The sequence below is a fragment of the Microbacterium sp. genome (genome assembly GCF_046295495.1).
GTDB lineage: Bacteria > Actinomycetota > Actinomycetes > Actinomycetales > Microbacteriaceae > Microbacterium.
In genome coordinates, this window is record NZ_JBKBNC010000001.1 from 131,997 (window position 1) to 149,405 (window position 17,409).

Here is a 17,409-nt window from a genome sequence, read left to right on the forward strand (position 1 = left end):
CGCTACCGACTGAGGATCTCCAGCGCCGCCATCGCCGCGTTCTGGCCGCCGATGCCGCTGACCGCCCCGCCGCGCTGAGCGCTCGAGCCGCACAGCAGCACGCGCGCGTGCGGGGTCGCCACGCCCCAGCGATCGGCGGGGGAGTCGGCCGGCGCCGACAGCCAGGGCCACGACAGCGCGCCGTGGAAGATGTCGCCGCCGACCATGTTGAGCGACTCCTCCAGATCGCGCGTCGTGCGCGCCTCGATGCAGAGCCGGCCGTCGGGCGCGCGCAGGATGCAGTCGCGCAGCGGCTCGGCCAGCACGGACTCCAGCGAAGCCTGCGCCGCAGCCAACAGACGCGCCCCCGCCGCGACGGGGTCGGTGTCGTCGATGAGTCGATGCGGCACCTGCAGGCCGAACATCGTCAGGGTCTGCGCCCCGGATTCCCGCAGCTCCTCGCCGAGGATCGAGGGATCCGTGAGCGAGTGGCAGTAGATCTCCACGGGGAGCGGATCGGGCAGCAGCCCCCCGGATGCCGCTGCGTACGCGGCATCCAGCTGAGTCATCGTCTCGTTGACGTGGAAGGTTCCCGAGAAGGCGGCCTCGGGTGCGACCGTTTCGTCGCGCAGTCGCGGCAGCCGCGACAGCAGCATGTTCACCTTGACCTGCGCCCCCTCGGGCTGCTCGGCCCTCGTGGTTGCCGCACCGCCTGCTGCCAGCAGGCGATCAAGCACCGCGCGGCCCACGCCGCTGAGCACGAGGTCGCCGTGGAACACCTCGGAGCGGTCGGTCATGGTGTGCACGTCGCCGTCGGGCGAGATGGAGATGACCTCGACGCCCGTGACGATCTCGGCGCCGGCCTCGCGCGCGGCGCGTTCGAGCTCGGCCGTGATGGCGCCCATTCCGCCCACGGGCACGTCCCAGTCACCGGTGCCGCCGCCGACGACGTGATAGAGGAAGCAGCGGTTCTGCGCGAGCGAGGGGTCATCGGATGCCGCGAAGGTACCGATCAGGCCGTCGGTGAGGGCGATGCCGCGGGCGAGGTCGCTCTCGAGCGATCGCCGCAGCAGATCACCGAGCGGGCGCGTCGTCAGGGCCTCCCACAGGTCGTCGTCACCCACTCGCTCCCGCAGTTCGTCGGCCGTGGGCAGGGGCTCCGTCATGGAGGGGAACACCGCCTGCGCCAGAGGTGCGAGTCGCCCCGTGAACGCCGTGAACCGTTCCGCCTCGGCGGCACCGTCGTCGCCGAGCGCGCGGGCGAACGACGCGGCCGTCGCCTCGGCATCCTGGGTGTCGACCAGGATGCCGCGCGAGGGATCACGCGGATCCGGTGTGTACGAGGAGTACCGACGTCGCTTCAGCGTGATCCGCAGCCCCAGATCGTCGACGATCTTCCGCGGCAGCAGGCTCACCAGATACGAGTAGCGCGACAGGCGCGCGTCGACCCCCGCCCACGGGCGCTCCGACACCGCGGCGCCGCCCACGGCATCCGATCTCTCGATCACCACCACGCGGCGCCCAGCGCGCGCGAGGTAGGCCGCGGAGACGAGGGCGTTGTGCCCGCCCCCCACGATGACGACGTCGTACCGGCGAGAATCCGAAGCGGTCATGCCACCACGCTAACCACGCCGACGAAAGTGGCGCAGGGGGTGGCGCAGTAGCGTGGATGCCATGACCCTCCCCGCCGAACTGCTCGACATCGCCGCGCGCATCGCCCGCGACGCCGGCGAACTCGCCCACCGCCGCCGTCGCGAGGGCGTCACCGTCGCCGCGACGAAGTCGGCCGCCGCCGACATCGTCACCGCCGCCGACCGCGAGGTCGAGGCCTACATCCGCGCCGAGCTCGCGCGCGAGCGCCCCGATGACGGCTTCTTCGGTGAGGAGTCCGGGGCCGAAGAGGGCACGAGCGGCATCACGTGGGTCGTCGATCCGATCGACGGCACGGTCAACTACGCCTACGGCATCCCCGCATGGGCGGTCAGCATCGCCGCCGTCGAGGGGACCGCCGATACCGCGCGGTGGACCGCGCTCGCCGGGGCCGTGTTCAACCCCGTGACAGGCGAGCTGTTCCGCGCCTCGCGCGGCGGGGGAGCGTGGCTCGGCGATCAGCGTCTCTCGGTGAGCGAGGTCAGCCCGGCCGGGGGACTGGTGGCGACCGGCTTCGGGTACAACCCCGAGACGCACGGTCCCGCGCTCGCGCAGCTGGCGCGCGTGATGCCGATCGCGCGTGACGTGCGACGCATCGGCGCGGCGTCTCTCGACCTCGCGTCGGTGGCCGCCGGCCGCGTGGACGCCTACTACGAGCGGGGTACCCAGCCCTGGGATCACGCCGCCGGAGCGCTCCTCGTGGAGGAGGCCGGGGGCACGGTGGGCGGTGCGCCGGGCGGGCGCCCGGGCAACGGCATGGTCATCGCCGCGGGCCCCGCGTTCTACGACCGGCTGGAGCCGCTCCTCGACATCGAGGGCTGATCCGGGCCGGCTTTCATGGCATTCTCAGACCGCCCGGGGTAGGGTGTTTACCAGTTCGTTATCTTCCGCAACCCGAACCTGCGGAAACGGCCAAGCCCCACAGCCCGAAGCCGTCGCGCCTGCGACACGACACGAGAGCCCCCGCGCGTTGCCGTCAGAAGCCTCCGAGACTGAGCCCGCCTCCACCCGGCGGTCTCGTCGCCCCCTCCCCACGCCCGCACCCGAGACCACTCCCCGGTTGACCCGCGCTGAAATGCGTCGTCGAGCCGCGAGCGAGTCCGCGGTCGCCACGATCGATGACCCGGCCGTGGCGCCGAAGTCGGCCGACCCGGCTCCCGTCGACGCCGAGGCCGCCTCGCAGTCCGAGATGATCGAGACCGTCGCCGCAGCCGTCCTCGAGACGGTCATCGCCGCGACCATCGAGCCCACGCTGCCGGCGCGCGACGCGAAGGCCTCCGCGGCCCGCGCCGATGCCGTCCCCGCCGGTGAGTCGTCCGACGCGCTCGACGTCACCGTCGTCGAAGAGCACCGCTCCGACGAGGTCGCCGTCATCCTGCAGAGCGCCGACAGCGACACCGCGACCACCCCGGTCTCGCTGCCGACCTCTCCCATCACCCTTCCGGTGACCCGCCGCTCGCGTCGTCGCCCGGTCGCCTCGGTGATCATCGACTCGGCCGCCGACGAGTCCGTGGCGTCCGAGCACGTCGACACCGAGCCGGATGCCGAGGCGCCGCGCGTCGCGGCATCGGTTCCCGCTCCGGAGGTCACAGCCGGTGCGTCGTGCGTCTCGGCCTCCGACGACGCCGACGAGTTCGTCACCGCTGCGCGTCTGTTCTCCTTCACCGGCGAGACCGCCGTGCAGGCGCCCGCGCCGATCGTCGCGGCCGCCGAGCCCGTCGTGCAGGGCCTCCCGGCCGCCGCGGCGGCCCCCCGCACCCGCCGCAACGTGCGCCGCATCGCGGCGACGTCGTTCTCGGTCGGCGTCATGGGTGTCGTCGGACTCCTCACGGTCGGCATGACCATGCCGGTGAGCGCCCTCGCCTCGGCGAGCGGCACCGACAGCGTCACCGCCCCCGAGACCGCCACCACGCGCCTCGCAGTCGGCGGCGACGTCTCGGCATCCGACGGCGAGATCCAGGCCTACGTCGCGCCCGCCCAGGCACAGGCCGCCGTGGTCGACCGCGCCGACGGCTACAGCGCCACCACCTACTCGAAGATGGCCGCCGACTCGGGCATCTCGAACTTCTCGAACTTCTACGTCAACGACCCGACGGCCGCCATCCAGTGGCCCTTCGCGGTGGGCGTCCCGATCACCTACGGCTTCGGCATGCGCGATGGCCGCATGCACGAGGGGGCCGACTTCGTGCCCGGCGAGGGTTCGCCCGTGCAGTCGATCGCCGACGGCACCGTGCGCATCGCCACCGAGCAGGGTGGCGCCTTCGGCGTCACGGTGCTGATCGACCACGTGGTCGACGGTCAGCTCGTCTCAAGCCGCTACGGCCACATGCAGTACGGCACCCTGCAGGTCACCCAGGGCGAGCACGTGAAGGTGGGCCAGTTCCTCGGCCGCACCGGCAACACGGGCCGCTCGTTCGGCGCCCACACCCACGTCGAAATCCTGCAGAACGGCACCACCCCGGTCGACCCGATCGCCTGGCTGCGTCAGCACACCGGCGGGTGACCCACGATTCGTAAGAGAGTGTCCTGGTCTGATATTCTCTTCTAGTTGCCCGGATCGATCCGGGTACGCCCCGATAGCTCAGTGGCAGAGCACTTCCATGGTAAGGAAGGGGTCGTCAGTTCAATCCTGACTCGGGGCTCAAGGCATCCTCATCTGAATCTAGGATGCCGTGCGGCGGGGTAGCTCAGTTGGTGAGAGCGCACGACTCATAATCGTGAGGTCGCGGGTTCAAGCCCCGCTCCCGCTACAGTTCATTCGATCGGCCCCGGCTCACACCGGGGCTTTTCTCTTGTCGACGCGACCGTCGCGTGCGCGGTCCGCTCGTGCCGGGCACCATGGGAGGGGACACCTCCTTCTGCGCCAGTGCGGGGCGAGGGGGTCGTCGAGGAGAACAGTGAGCACGACGACGAACGGCCCACGCCGCGCGGTCGTCTTCGCCCCCGACAGTTTCAAGGGCACCGTGTCGGCGGCCGAGGCCGCGCAGCTTCTCGCCGCGGGGTGGGCGCAGGTCGATCCCCGCGTCAACGCGGTGCTGCGGCCGATGGCCGACGGAGGCGAGGGGACACTCGATGCCTTTGCGACGGCCCTTCCGGGCGCCCGCCGCATGCCCGTGCGCGTCGATCCGCCGCCGGGGCGTGGGGATGCCGGGACGCTCGAGGCCGAGTGGCTGCTCCTCCCGCCCGACACCGGTGCGCCGGGCGGGACCGGGGTGGTCGAGCTGGCATCCACCGCGGGCATCATGCTGCTCGGGGCCGAGCTCGACCCGTGGGGGATGGACACGCGCGGCTTCGGTCAGGCCATCGGGGCGGCGCTCGATCACGGGGTGACCCGGCTCCTGCTGGCGATCGGATCGAGCGGCTCGACCGACGGGGGCGCGGGGATGCTCGAGGCCCTGGGCGCGCGTTTCGGTGGCGTGGGGCGCGTCCGCGGGGCGCGAGGGCTCGCGCGCGTCGCGGCGGTGGATCTGTCCGAGCTGCGGCCGCTGCCGAGCGGGGGCGTCGAGGTGTTGACCGATGTCGCCACCCCCCTGCTCGGACCTGTCGGCGCGGCGGCGGTCTTCGGGCCGCAGAAGGGATTCCGCGGCGGTGACATCGCCATGGTGGATGCCTCTCTCGCGAGGTACGCGCGTTTGTTCGACGTCGATCCGGCCACTTCGGGAGCGGGCGCGGCCGGCGGCACCGGCTTCGGGCTCCTGGCGTGGGGAGCGCGTCTGCGCGCGGGTTCCGCCCGCGTCGGGGAGCTGATCGGACTGCCTGCCGCGGTCGCCGCGGCGGATCTCGTCGTGACGGGGGAGGGCTCGTACGACGCGCAGTCCGCGGCGGGCAAGGTACCGGGTCACGTGGCTTCGCTCGCGGCCGCGGCGGGCGCGAGGGTCGTCCTGGTCTGCGGTCGCTTCGAGGGCGGACCGCTCAGCTCATTCCCACACGTCGTCTCTCTCGCCGAGCTCGCGGGAAGTCCCGAGGCGGCGATGCGCGACGCGCGCCGGTACCTGCGGGCCGCGGGTGCCGAGATGGCCCGGCGCACCTCCTGAGACGGGCCGGACCTGGCAATCGCCTGGGCAAGAGGAGGCCCCCCGCGGCCCGGAACCGCGTCTTTCCGCCGATGTCACCGCACGGATATACCCCGTCCCGCATATCCGGGGCGTACGTTCGGTATCAGTCCTCGGCATCCGCCTGTGGCTTCCGGCCGAAGCGGTCACCCCGAACCGAGGAGCAACCCATGGCTGCACCCGTCATCGAGTCCCGTATGGGGCCGATCCGCCAGACGTACAAGGGAACGACCGAGTTCCCCCCGATGGCCAAGGCCTACACCGAGCTGTCGCAGGTCGTACGCGAGACGGGACTGCTCACGCGGGCCCGCCGCTTCTACGCCTTGGTCGGAACCGTGCTCGCCCTCGGCTTCGGCGGAGCCATCACCGGCTTCATCCTGCTCGGCGACAGCTGGTTCCAGCTGCTCATCGCCGCCGCCCTCGGCATCCTGTTCACGCAGGTCGCGTTCCTCGCGCACGAAGCGGCGCACAAGCAGATCTTCGCCTCGGGCAAGGCCAATGAGCGTCTCGCGCTGTGGCTCGCCGCCGGCGTCGTGGGCATGAGCGTGTCGTGGTGGAGTGCGAAGCACACCCGCCACCACGCCAACCCGAACCGCGTGGGCAAAGACCCCGACATCGAGATCGACACGATCTCGTTCCTCGACGTCGACGCCGCCAAGGCTCGTGGTGTTCAGCGCTGGATCACCCAGCGCCAGGGCTGGGCGTTCTTCCCGCTGCTGACGCTCGAGGGCGCCAACCTGCACGTCATCGGCCTGCGCCACCTGCTCTCCCGCGAGCCGGTCAAGGGTCGCTGGATCGAGCTGTCGCTCATCGCCCTGCGCTTCGCGATCTTCGTCGCCCCGGTGTTCGTCTTCCTGCCCCTCGGCATGGCCTTCGCCTTCCTCGGCGTGCAGCTGGCGGTCTTCGGCGTGTACATGGGCGCCTCGTTCGCCCCGAACCACAAGGGCATGGCCGTCATCGCCCCCGACGCCAAGCTCGACTTCTTCAGCAAGCAGGTGCGCACCTCGCGCAACATCACCGGCGGCTGGTGGGCCACCTGGCTCATGGGCGGTCTGAACTACCAGATCGAGCACCACCTGTTCCCGAACATGCCCCGCCCGCACCTCAGCAAGGCCCGTGCCATCGTCAAGGAGCACAGCGCCACGCTGAACGTCCCCTACGTCGAGACGACGCTGCTGCAGTCGTACGGCATCGTGATCGCGTACCTGAACCGCGTGGGCCTGGCCGCCCGCGACCCGTTCGAGTGCCCGATGACCTCCGCGAGCGCGCGCGCCTGAGTCGCGTCCACGCGACCCCGATCCACCGAACGGCCCCGGCCGGCGTCCTCACGCCGCCGGGGCCGCGGCGTTTCCGCGCACGGGTGTTCCCGCACGCCGGCGTCTCTGCAGGCCGGCGTCTCTGCAGGCCGGCGTCTCTGCAGGCCGGCGTCTCTGCGCGTCGGCGTCTCTGCGCGTCGGCGTCGCGCCGCTCGGTCGACGTGCACCGGGATCGGCCGGATGCCGCGGCATCCGTCTCCGCCGCGCTCAGACCGCGGTGGGCTCGGGCCAGTGCACGGAGACGCCGAGACGGCGCCGCTCGCCCGTGTCGACGCGCGAAGCGCGCAATCGGACGAGGGCGCTCATCGCCTCGCGGCCGAGCTCCTCGCCGTCGACGTCGATCGCCGGCACCTCGTCGGCGCCGATGGCCTCGGCCACCAGGCGCTCGGCGCTCACCACGATGCGCCCGGGAGAGGAGACCCCCCGTGCACGCAGGGCGAAGACGAGGCCGAGACCGATCGAGGTGGCGTAGGGCACCACGGCGGTCGCGCCCGAGGCGATGACGGCCTCGGTGGCGGCGACGCCGGCGGCGAAGGTCGCCGGGAAAGGCCCCAGCGCCGTCAGCTCCGCGCGGTCGGCGACCGCGGCGGCGATCGCGGCGCTGCGCTGGGCGTCCTGCCACGACCCCTCGGGCCCGCCCAGATAGGCGATGGAGCGGTGGCCCGAGTCGGCGAACCGGCCGGCGAGGTCGGCGAAGGCGCTCGCGGTGTCGGCGACGATCGAGGTCATCCCCTCGATCTCGCGGTCCACGAGCACGGTCGGTCCGAAGGCACCTGCCGCGCGGACGATGTCGTCGGGTCCGCGCGGAGCGACGAGGATGCAGCCGTCGACCTGACGCGCGAGCCGCTCGAGCTCGACGAGTTCGTCGGCGTCGTCGAGGCGGTGCACGGCCACCGTGAGCTGCAGGTCTGAGGCGCGGGCGCGGGCCTGGGCACCGGCGACGATCGGCGTGAAGAACGCGTTGTCGAGCGTGGGCACCACGAGTGCCACGATGCCGCTGCTGCCGCGCGCGAGATGACTGGCCGCCCGGTTGGGGACGAAGCCCAGTTCGAGGGCCGCGGCGCGCACGCGCTCCACGGTCTCGGGGGCGACGAGGTCGGGGCGGCCCAAGGCCCGGGAGGCGGTCGACTTGGCGACTCCCGCGCGGGCGGCGACATCGGCGAGCGTCGTCACCATGCCCCCTTCCACCCGGCGCGCGTATCGCGCGCGGTCGGTTCATCCTACTGACGCGGCACAACCGGTTGCATCCGCGGTCTTTCCGCGTTTTACACGCTGTTTACACGGGTGGTCGCGATCACGGCGCTTCGCCCCCTACGGTGGTAGCAACCGGTTGCGCAACCGGTTGCGAATCCCCTCACGAACGGAGTCCGCCCGTGCTCTCACGCCGCACCGGACTGCTCGCCCTCCCCGGGCTGGCGCTGCTGCTGGTGGGCTTCCTGATCCCCTCGGTGGCGATGCTGTTCGCCCCACCCGGGGTCAGCGCGCTCGACATCTTCGCCCGCCTCGGGCGCATGCTCACCGACCCCTACGACCTCGCCATCGTCGGGCGCACGGTGGGCCTCGGACTCATCGTCACCGCGGTGTGCATCGCGCTGGGATTCCCGATCGCCTACCTCCTGGCACGGTCGACGTCGCGTTGGGCCGGCGTGCTCCTGGCCCTCGCGATCTTCCCCCTCCTCCTCAGCAACGTCGTGCGCACGTTCGGGTGGCTGGTGCTGCTCGGCTCGAACGGGGCGATCGGCCAGCTGCTGGTGGGCCTCGGTCTGGTCGAGCGCGCCCCGCAGTTGCTCTACACCGAGCTGGCGATCGTGCTGGGCCTGACGCAGCTGTTCCTCCCCCTCGCGGTCATCTCCTGCTACTCCGCGGTGGCCCAGGTCGACCCCGGCCTGGACGACGCCGCACGCGGTCTGGGCGCCGGGCGCACGCGAACGTTCTGGGGCATCGTGGTCCCGCTGTCGGCACCGGGCATGGTCGTGGCCGCGACCCTCGTCTTCGCGGGCAGCGTCACGGCCTACACCACGCCCTACCTGCTCGGCGGGTCGGGCCAGCGGATGCTGTCGACCCAGCTGTACTCCTACTCCAGCGTCACGATCGACTGGGCGGCCGCGAGTGCCACGGCGATCATCATGACCGTCCTGGTCTTCGCGGTGTCGGGCCTGTCGGCCGTGGTCGGGCGACGGGGGGCCACCTCGTGAAGACGTCCCGCCCCGTCGCGGCATCCCTCGCGGTCGCCGGTTACATCGTCATGATCGTGCCGATCCTCTTCGTCGTGGCGACGGCCTTCACGGGAGGACGCACGCTGCGGTTCCCGCCGGAGGGCTTCTCGCTGCGGTGGTTCGAGGCGGCCTTCGCCTACCGCCCGTTCACCTCGGCCCTCGTGTCGAGCCTCGAGCTCGCGCTGCTGGCGACCGTGCTGGCCCTCGCGATCGGGGTGCCGGTGACCCTCGCGATCCACCGCGGGCGCCTGCCGGGCAAGGGGATCGTCGAGGGGCTGTTCCTCTCGCCCCTCATCGTGCCCGAGCTCGTGGTCGGTCTCGCGCTGTACCAGCAGCTCATCATCGGTCTGCGCCTGGACAACTTCCCGGTGCTGCTCATCGGCCACACCGTGCTCATGCTCCCGTACGCCGTGCGCGTGACCGGCGCGTCGCTGGCGCTGGCCGACCCGAGCATCGAGGAGGCGGCCCGCGGGCTCGGCGCCTCGCCGGTGCGCACCTTCTTCACGGTGACGCTGCCGCTGCTGCGCCCCGGCATCTTCTCGGCCGGGCTGCTGAGCTTCGTCACCTCGTTCAACAACGTGCCGCTGTCGCTGCTCCTGCAGAGTCGCGACGTGCGCACGCTCCCGGTGACGATGCTCGATTACGTCCAGCAGAGCTACGACCCCATGGTCGCGGCCACGAGCACCATCATCCTCGCGGGGACCGTCGTCGTCGCCGTCATCGCCGAACGCACCGTCGGCTTCGCCCGCATCTTCGGAGGGATCAACCGATGACCACTGCAGCAGAGTTCGTCGGGGTCACCCAGCGGTTCGGCGACTTCACCGCCGTCGACGCGATCGACCTCGCCATCCCCACCGGGAAGCTCACCACCCTGCTCGGCCCGAGCGGTTGCGGCAAGACCACCTCGCTGCGCATGCTCGCCGGATACGCGCAGCCCACCTCCGGGCGCATCATGATCGCCGGGACGGATGCCACTCGCACGCCGCCCGAGCGGCGCGGCCTGGGCATGGTGTTCCAGTCGTACGCTCTCTTCCCGCACTTGAGCGTCGCCGAGAACGTCGGCTACGGCCTCAAGCTGCGCAAGGTGGCGGCGCCCGAGCGGCGGCGGCGCGTGGCGGAGGCCCTCGACCTCGTCGGACTGGGCCACCTCGCGGCGAGCCGCCCCAAGAAGCTCTCGGGCGGCCAGCAGCAGCGCGTCGCGCTCGCCCGCGCGATCGCCATCCGGCCCACGCTGCTGCTCCTGGACGAGCCGCTGTCGAACCTCGACGCACGGCTGCGCGTGCAGATGCGCGCCGAGATCCGTCGTATCCAGGCCGAGACCGGCCTGACCGTCGTCCTGGTCACGCACGACCAGGACGAGGCGCTCGAGATGTCGGACCGGATGGTGCTGATGCGTGAAGGCCGCATCATGCAGGAGGGCGCACCGAGCGAGGTCTTCACCGCCCCGGCCAACCGCTTCGTCGCGGAGTTCCTCGGCTACGAGAACTTCCTGTCGCTGCCCGACGGTGCCCTCGCGACGATCCGCCCGGAGCACCTGGCCGTGGGCCGCGGCATCCCGGGGGAGGGCCTCGCGCTCGACGGCACCGTCACCGACGTCGCGTACCGCGGCGTGGACCGCCTCGTGACCGTCGAGACGGTCGACGCGCAGGGCACCGCGGTGCGGCTGGTCGCCGACGTCCGCGACGAGGACGTCACCGCCCGCGCCGGAGACCGGATCACCGTGTCCGCGCCCGCCCACCGCCTCATCCGCCTCGCCGCCTGAGACGCCCCGACCGCGCCCCCGCGCCCCCGAACGCTCCATCCGCCCCACCTTCGCCCATCCGCCCGCGGCCCCGCCCGCGCACGAGAGGACCCCGCATGATCCGCCCCCTCCCCACCCGCCGCCTGCTCGCGGCCTCGTCCGTCGTCGTCGCCACCGCTCTCGTGGCCACCGGATGCTCCGGCTCCGGCGACGACGCCGCCTCGAGCGACACCATCGTCGTCAGCACCTTCCCGTTCGGCGTGGAGGAGTTCCAGCAGGCGATCATCGACCCCTTCACCGAGAAGACCGGCATCCGGGTCGAGGTCGAGACCGGTAGCAACGCCGACCGGTTGTCGCAGCTGCAGCTCGCGGCCGGCGACCCGGGCATCGACGTCATGCTCATCTCCGACACCTTCGCCGCGTCGGGGCAGGAGCAGGACCTGTTCCAGGACTTCGACGAATCCGACGTGCCGAACCTGGCGAACATCGCCGACTTCGCCGTCGAGGACGGCTTCGACGGCCCGGCCTACAGCTACCAGCTCAACGGCACGCTCTACGCCACCGAGCAGGTCACCGCCGCGCAGGCCGCCGACTGGTCTCTCTACGCCGACCCCGCCCTCGCCGGTCGCCTCGCCTTCCCCGACATCTCCGTGACCGCCGGTCAGCTCGCGGTGTCCGGCGTCGCCTCGGTCTACGGATCGGGGCCCTACGACGTCGACGCGGCCTACTCGACCATCGGCGGATGGGCCCCCGGCATCCTGCAGTTCTACACCTCGTCCACCGAGGTGACGAACCTGCTCACCCAGGGCGAGATCGTCGCGGCAGACGCCTTGAGCGGCTTCGCGACCACCCTCATCGCCTCCGGTGAGCCGGTGGCCTGGACGGCGCCGACCGAGGGACGCTACATGGCGACGAACCGCGCCATGATCCCCGCGGGCGCCCCCAATCTCGAGGGCGCGTACGCGTTCATCGACTATCTCCTGTCGGTTGAGGCGCAGAGCGCATCGGCGAAGATCGTCGGCGACCTCCCGGTCGCGCTCGACGCCGAGATCCCCGACGAGATCACCGCCGTCGTGGGCGACATCGCCGCCGACCCGGTGGCCGCCGGCTACGCCACGCTCGATCCCGCCGAGGTGCTCCCGTACCGTGCCCAGTGGGTGGAGCGCTTCGCGCGCGAGGTCACGTCGCGCTGACCCCCCGACCGGCCGTCGCGGACCCCCCGCCTCGACGGCCGCCCGCCCATCCCGGAACCCCACCGGGGTGGGCGGGATCCCCGTCCGCCTCTCGACGTTCGAACGGCTCCATGATCTCCGCACCGCCCCTCCCCGCCGACTACCTCCGCCGCCTGCCCAAGGCCGACCTGCACTGCCACCTCATCGGCACGGTGCGCGCGTCGACGTTCGCGGAGCTCGCCCGTAGGGAGTCGCTGGCCCTGCCGGCGGATCCCGAGCGGATCTTCGCCGACATCAACTCCCTGCCCCCGGATCCCGCGCTGTACCGCGACACGCGCATCCCCGTGCCGCACGAGCGCAGCGCCGACGAGCCGGAGGTGTCGTACTCGCTCTTCCAGGTGTCGAACTGGGTCGTCGAGGTGCTGCGCGACGCCGATGACCTCACCCGCATCGTCTACGAGGCGTTCGAGGACGCGCACCGCCTGAGCGGCACGCGCCACCTCGAGCTGTTCTTCGACGCGCTGCCGCCGCACCTGGAGTCGCTCGGGTACCGCGGTGCCGTCGAGGCCTACGCCGAGGGCATCCGGCTCGCGGAGCGCGACTTCGGGATGACGGGACTGATGATCCAGGGCATCGACCGCAGTCGCAGCGGCGAGGAGGCGCTCGAGGTGGTGCGCCGCGTGGTCGACGACCCGCACGAGCTCGTCGCCGGCATCGGGCTCGACAACCTCGAGACGGCCGGTCCGCCCGAGCGCTTCGCGGCCGCCTACCGGCTGGCCGGGGAGGCGGGGCTGCGGCGCACGGCGCACTCGTCCGAGCACGCCCCGACCGCGGTCAATACGATCACCTGCCTCGACGTGCTCGGCTGCGACCGCATCGATCACGGCTACTACGTGCTCGAGGACGACGCCGTCGTGGCCCGCCTGCGCGATGAGCAGGTCGCCTTCACCGTGGCGTCGACCACGTCCCGCCGGTCGTGGCGGCCGTGGCGCCGCGCATCGATCGCCGCGATGATCGAGGCCGGGCTCAACGTCATCCCGTGCTCGGACGACCCCGGCATGTTCCCGACCACCCTGCTCGCCGAGTACGGCATCGTCTCCGACGGCATCGGCGCGCCGCCGGCGGAGGTGCGTCGAATGGCGCTCGCCTCGGCCGCGGCCTCCTGGCTGCCGGGCGCGGCGCGTGCGGCACTGGTGGAGTCGTTCGCGCGCGAGATCGCCGCGCTCGACGCCGAGTTCGGGGTCGTCCCCGACGCGGCGCACCGCTGACGCACCGCCCGCCCGGTGCCGCCCGCCACGCGCCGCCCGTTGGGGCGTCGTGCCGTCCGTTCCGCCGGCCCGGCGCGGTGCCGGGTGCCCGAGCGCCGGTGCCGCGTGATCGCGGGCGGGTCGCGCTCAGTCCCAGCGGGTGTCGCGTTCGTCGTCGTCGTCGAGGCGCGCGGCATCCCTCGGGGTCCACGCCATCCGGAAGCCGCACTCGCGGCATTCGTCGGCGCCGATGCCCTCGTCCAGGAGCGGATGCATGGTCACACCGCACGACGGGCAGATGGGCTGCGCGTCGTCGGCGAAGGGGTTCGCGTACGTCATGGGCCGTCCGTTCGCGCGGCGGATGCCGAGGCGCTCGGCGCCGCGTGGATGATCACGCATCCATTGTGCGCGCGAACCGGCGCGGTCGGCCCGCCCGGCGGCTAGCGTCGGAGCATGAACGACGCCCCCGCCTCCCGTCTGGGCCTCGGCCTCGCCGCCGTCGGGCGGCCGGCCTACATCACCACGGCTCGCGACGACGAGCTGGGCGACCCCGCCGCACGGTCGGTCGAGGCCCTGCGCGCCCGGGCCCACCTGCTCCTCGACGAGGCGTGGGCGCTCGGCATCCGGTACGTCGACGCCGCTCGGTCCTACGGGCACGCCGAGGAGTTCCTCGGTTCATGGCTCGCGGTGCACCCCGACCGCCGGGCCGCGCTGACCATCGGGTCGAAATGGGGGTACGCCTACGTCGGCGGATGGCGGATGGATGCCGCCGTGCACGAGCGCAAGGAGCACTCGGCGGCGATGTTCGACCGCCAGTGGCCCGAGACCCTCGCCGCGCTCGGGTCGAGGCCCGACATCTACGTGATCCACTCAGTCACCCCCGACAGCCCGGCGCTCCGCGACGACGCCGTGCTCGAGCGGATGCGGCGCCTGCGGGAGGAGGGGGTGCGCGTCGGGATGTCGACGAGCGGGCCGCGGCAGGCGGACGTCGTCCGCGCGGCTCTCGCGCTCGACGACACGCCCTTCACCGTCGTACAGGCCACCTGGAACCTCCGTGAGCAGTCCGTGGCGTCGTCCCTCGGAGAGGCGTCGGCGGCGGGGTGGACGGTCGTGCTCAAGGAGGTGCTGGCCAACGGCGAGCTCGCGGGCGCACCGCGGGGGAGCGGGCTGGAGGCCGCGGCATCCGGAACCGCCCCCGACGTGTTCGCCCTCTCGGCGGCGCTCGCCCAGCCGTTCGCCGACGTCGTGCTGACCGGGGCGACGACCGTCGCGCACCTGCGCCGCGGAGCGGGCGCGAAGCCCGTGACGCTCGACGACGACGTGCGGCGGGGGCTCGCCCACGACCCGGTCGACTACTGGCGCCGTCGCGCGGAGCGGCCCTGGCGGTAGGCCCGGGAAGACGTCGGGCTCAGGGCACGCAGCGCACGTCGGCGACCGCGCCCGACACGTTCGCCGACGATCCGGCGATGGCCGTGGCGAGCACCGACCCCGATGAAGACCGCGCCTGCACGTACCCCGCGGAGCGGGCGTTCGCGATCGAGCGCACCGTGATCCCGGGCGCGTAGGTGCCGCACGACGACCACGACACCCGTGTGCCGGAGAGCCCCGTTCCGCTGAAGGCGCAGACGTTCCCGGTGGCGCAGCTGCCGACGGCGCGCTCGTCGTCGGCGGGCACGTCGATGCGCATTCCGAGCTCGGGCCAGTGCGCGTGCCGCGCGTCGATCACGACCCCGCCGGGAACGCGCTCCAGCGCGGCGGCGACGTCGGGGTGCAGGTCTTCGGGTGCGTTCATCGCGGTGCGTCCTCTCGGTCGTGCACGTCCCACAGGGTGTAGTCGGTGATCGACCCGGCGGGCAGGTCGAGATCGGTGTTCGCTTCGGCGAGGGCCGACTCGAAGCCCACGATCCGTCCGGTCTCGGTCGACAGCAGCAGGGTCACCTGCGGGGAGACCGGTCCGGAGGGGATGCCGCCGAGACCCACGACAGGGCGCCCCAGGCGATCGCTCGTCTGGCCGAGCACCCGCAGATCGGGTGCCGCGGCGACCACGTCGAGCAGGGCCGACTGCTGCTCACCGGTGAGCGTCCACTCGCCGAGCAGGGAGCGCGCGCCCAGCATGGCGTCGCCGGCGGTGAGGCCGTCGCCGGCTCCGGTCGAGGTCAGCACGAGCTCGCGCATGGCCGCGGCGGTCGGCTCGGGCGGGGTGCGCGAGAGCGGCGAGAACTGGTTCTGCACGTACCGCATCTCGCCCACGACCGTGCCGGGGACGGGGTCGGTGGTGGGTACCGTGTCGCCGTCGGCGTTCGTGGCGTCGGCCGCGGTGGTCACGAGCGAGCCGGAGAGGTTCTCGTTCCACCGCAGGTCGACCCACTCCCGGCGGAAGACCGTGGCCTCCGCGCCGTCGGGTGAGGCGCTGAAATACCAGCCCAGCGAGAGCGAGCGGCGCTGCGCCTCGCTCGGCCCGTCGTCGTCGGCGAGCAGGCGCTGCGCGTCGGCGATCACCTCGGCGGCGTCGGCGGCGACGGGGGCGTAGACGAGCGGCTTCGGGGTGAGGGCGGATGCCGAGGGGGCCGGCATCCAGAAGACCCCGGCCACGATCGCCACGATCAGGGTGACCACCGCCGCCGCGGACCCCCAGGCGAGCACCGGGCGCCTCCGTCGCGCGGAGGGACCACCCACGATCTCGCGGAGGCGTCGCTCGGCGGCGAGGGGGAGCGGCGCGTCGAGGGGGGTGCGGGCCGGGTCGAGACCGCGGAGGGCGCGCGCGAGGTCATCGTCGCTCATCGGACACCTCCTCGACGGTCGGCACGGTCTCGCCGAGCAGGGGGCGAAGGCGTGCCCGAACGCGGTTCAGACGGGTCCACACGGCACCCGTGTTCATGCCGATGACGACCGCCACCTCGGCCGCCGACAGCTCCTCCCAGTAGGTCAACCAGAGGATCTCGCGCTCGCGTTCGGGGAGCGCCCGGATCGCCTCGATGAGGCGTTCGGTCAGGGCCGATCCGGACTCGCGCGACAGGGAACGAACGTTGTCTTCGATGTGCGACCATAACGCTGCCTCCCTGTCTCGTCGTCGGTATTCGTTGGCGATGAGGTTCCGCGCGGTGCGATACAGCCACGGCAGGCCGAACGGATCGCGTGGATCCCGCTTGCGCCACGCGATCTCGAAGCAGTCCATCGTGAGGTCGGCCGCCGACTCCCGGTCGGAGACGCGCCGTTCGATGAATCGTCGAACCGCATTGTGGTGCTCGCGGAAGAGCGCCACGAATTCCGTTTCATCGGTCACGGGCGCGTGTCTCCGTGCATTCGTGTGGGCTGTGTCGGCAGGCGACGAATCCTTACGCCGAGAGATTCCGGAAATTCTTTTCGCGGGTGTGTAAGGAATGGCCCGGCCATGACACCGCAGTGGTGGGGGTGGGTGTCTTCTCCGGCTTCGAGGAGACGCCCGCACGCCTGTCGACCGATGTTCGGGTCAGACGTCGACGGGCGAGGGGTTGCGCCGCTGGGGGGCGGTGCAACCCCTCGGATCCCCGTCATGCGATCAAGGATGCCAGACCACCGCGCTCAGTCCGGATCGACGACGAGGTTCGTGATGCGCGCCGTCGCGACGAGACGTCCGTCGTCGTCGACGACGCGGACGTCGTACGTCGCCACGCGCCGTCCGCGGTGGGCGGGCGTCGCGACCGCGTGGATACGGCCGTCGCGGGCGCCGCGGTGGTGCGTGATGTTGAGGTCGACCCCGACGCAGACCCGGCCGAGGGTCGAGGCGTGGATCATCGCGGCCCACGAGCCCACCGCCTCGGCCAGGGCCGCCGTCGCTCCGCCGTGGAGGCGCCCGAGAGACTGCGTGTTGCCGGTGACGGGCATGGTGGCGGCGACGCGGTCGGCCGACTGCTCGATGACGACGATGCCCAGGCGCTCATCGAGAGCGCCGGGGACGATGATCCAGGGTGTCATCACGGCTCCTTCCCCGCCTCTTGTCGGGCGGACTCCACTCTGACACTATTACTGAACGCTCGGTCGGTAACGTGTCCTCCGA

17 protein-coding genes and 2 tRNA genes are annotated in these 17,409 nt (G+C 72.1%); 12 read left to right on the forward strand and 7 right to left on the reverse strand.

The genetic code is table 11. The annotated features are described in order from the left end of the window. Positions 1-2 precede the first annotated feature (2 nt). Entirely contained in the window at positions 3-1,592 is a 1,590-nt protein-coding gene (locus ACK4LS_RS00710) for a phytoene desaturase family protein (RefSeq protein WP_409712087.1), read from the reverse strand. Between the two features lie 61 nt (positions 1,593-1,653). Here ACK4LS_RS00710 and ACK4LS_RS00715 point away from each other — a divergent pair, with 61 nt between their 5' ends. The 6 genes from ACK4LS_RS00715 to ACK4LS_RS00740 all read left to right on the forward strand — a co-directional run bounded on the left by ACK4LS_RS00715 (position 1,654) and on the right by ACK4LS_RS00740 (position 6,958). Then, on the forward strand, positions 1,654-2,451 hold the full coding sequence (locus tag ACK4LS_RS00715) for an inositol monophosphatase family protein (protein ID WP_409712089.1): 798 nt from the start codon (positions 1,654-1,656) through the stop codon (positions 2,449-2,451). Positions 2,452-2,689: 238 nt separating this feature from the next. Continuing rightward, the gene (locus tag ACK4LS_RS00720) at positions 2,690-4,132 is read left to right on the forward strand and encodes a peptidoglycan DD-metalloendopeptidase family protein (RefSeq protein ID WP_409712091.1); all 1,443 of its coding nucleotides are present in this window, start codon (positions 2,690-2,692) and stop codon (positions 4,130-4,132) included. Positions 4,133-4,199: 67 nt separating this feature from the next. Beyond that, positions 4,200-4,271, forward strand: a tRNA-Thr gene (locus ACK4LS_RS00725). 34 nt (positions 4,272-4,305) lie between these two features. Further along, positions 4,306-4,379 (forward strand) — tRNA-Met (locus ACK4LS_RS00730). A gap of 147 nt (positions 4,380-4,526) precedes the next feature. Continuing rightward, positions 4,527-5,663 (forward strand): glycerate kinase, encoded by a 1,137-nt coding sequence (locus tag ACK4LS_RS00735; protein WP_409712093.1) that lies wholly within the window; start codon positions 4,527-4,529, stop codon positions 5,661-5,663. A 188-nt stretch (positions 5,664-5,851) separates the two neighbouring features. After that, the gene (locus ACK4LS_RS00740) at positions 5,852-6,958 is read left to right on the forward strand and encodes a fatty acid desaturase family protein (RefSeq protein WP_409712095.1); all 1,107 of its coding nucleotides are present in this window, start codon (positions 5,852-5,854) and stop codon (positions 6,956-6,958) included. 246 nt (positions 6,959-7,204) lie between these two features. On the opposite strand, the gene ACK4LS_RS00745 is transcribed toward ACK4LS_RS00740, so the two are convergent. Continuing rightward, a complete protein-coding gene (locus ACK4LS_RS00745) occupies positions 7,205-8,173 on the reverse strand; it encodes a LacI family DNA-binding transcriptional regulator (RefSeq protein WP_409712097.1) in 969 nt (322 codons plus the stop codon). A 197-nt stretch (positions 8,174-8,370) separates the two neighbouring features. Between ACK4LS_RS00745 and ACK4LS_RS00750 the strand changes: the two genes are divergently transcribed. The 5 genes from ACK4LS_RS00750 (at position 8,371) to ACK4LS_RS00770 (ending at position 13,394) form a co-directional block, all read left to right on the forward strand. After that, positions 8,371-9,192, forward strand: coding sequence for an ABC transporter permease (locus tag ACK4LS_RS00750; protein ID WP_409712099.1), 822 nt, complete (start codon positions 8,371-8,373; stop codon positions 9,190-9,192). After that, positions 9,189-9,986 carry an ABC transporter permease gene (locus tag ACK4LS_RS00755; protein ID WP_409712101.1) on the forward strand — a complete coding sequence of 266 codons (798 nt, stop codon included), beginning with the start codon at positions 9,189-9,191 and terminating at the stop codon, positions 9,984-9,986. Before ACK4LS_RS00750 ends, ACK4LS_RS00755 begins: the two co-directional genes overlap by 4 nt. Next, positions 9,983-10,975 carry an ABC transporter ATP-binding protein gene (locus ACK4LS_RS00760; RefSeq protein ID WP_409712103.1) on the forward strand — a complete coding sequence of 331 codons (993 nt, stop codon included), beginning with the start codon at positions 9,983-9,985 and terminating at the stop codon, positions 10,973-10,975. The genes ACK4LS_RS00755 and ACK4LS_RS00760 overlap by 4 nt, the downstream gene beginning before the upstream one ends. 95 nt (positions 10,976-11,070) lie before the next feature. Continuing rightward, entirely contained in the window at positions 11,071-12,147 is a 1,077-nt protein-coding gene (locus ACK4LS_RS00765; protein WP_409712105.1) for a PotD/PotF family extracellular solute-binding protein, read from the forward strand. Positions 12,148-12,257: 110 nt separating this feature from the next. Further along, positions 12,258-13,394, forward strand: coding sequence for an adenosine deaminase family protein (locus ACK4LS_RS00770; protein WP_409712107.1), 1,137 nt, complete (start codon positions 12,258-12,260; stop codon positions 13,392-13,394). Positions 13,395-13,520: 126 nt separating this feature from the next. On the opposite strand, the gene ACK4LS_RS00775 is transcribed toward ACK4LS_RS00770, so the two are convergent. Next, complete coding sequence (locus tag ACK4LS_RS00775) at positions 13,521-13,712, reverse strand: zf-TFIIB domain-containing protein (protein WP_409712109.1); 192 nt, start codon at positions 13,710-13,712, stop codon at positions 13,521-13,523. 114 nt (positions 13,713-13,826) lie between these two features. On the opposite strand from ACK4LS_RS00775, the gene ACK4LS_RS00780 reads away from it, so the two are divergent. Continuing rightward, on the forward strand, positions 13,827-14,762 hold the full coding sequence (locus ACK4LS_RS00780) for an aldo/keto reductase (protein ID WP_409712111.1): 936 nt from the start codon (positions 13,827-13,829) through the stop codon (positions 14,760-14,762). Positions 14,763-14,781: 19 nt separating this feature from the next. Here ACK4LS_RS00780 and ACK4LS_RS00785 read toward each other — a convergent pair whose 3' ends face one another. The 4 genes from ACK4LS_RS00785 to ACK4LS_RS00800 all read right to left on the reverse strand — a co-directional run bounded on the left by ACK4LS_RS00785 (position 14,782) and on the right by ACK4LS_RS00800 (position 17,327). Then, positions 14,782-15,165 carry a hypothetical protein gene (locus ACK4LS_RS00785; protein WP_409712113.1) on the reverse strand — a complete coding sequence of 128 codons (384 nt, stop codon included), beginning with the start codon at positions 15,163-15,165 and terminating at the stop codon, positions 14,782-14,784. Next, complete coding sequence (locus tag ACK4LS_RS00790; RefSeq protein WP_409712115.1) at positions 15,162-16,154, reverse strand: hypothetical protein; 993 nt, start codon at positions 16,152-16,154, stop codon at positions 15,162-15,164. Before ACK4LS_RS00790 ends, ACK4LS_RS00785 begins: the two co-directional genes overlap by 4 nt. Next, on the reverse strand, positions 16,141-16,656 hold the full coding sequence (locus tag ACK4LS_RS00795) for an RNA polymerase sigma factor (RefSeq protein ID WP_409712117.1): 516 nt from the start codon (positions 16,654-16,656) through the stop codon (positions 16,141-16,143). Before ACK4LS_RS00795 ends, ACK4LS_RS00790 begins: the two co-directional genes overlap by 14 nt. Before the next feature lie 278 nt (positions 16,657-16,934). After that, positions 16,935-17,327 carry a PaaI family thioesterase gene (locus tag ACK4LS_RS00800; RefSeq protein ID WP_409712119.1) on the reverse strand — a complete coding sequence of 131 codons (393 nt, stop codon included), beginning with the start codon at positions 17,325-17,327 and terminating at the stop codon, positions 16,935-16,937. Positions 17,328-17,409: the final 82 nt, after the last annotated feature.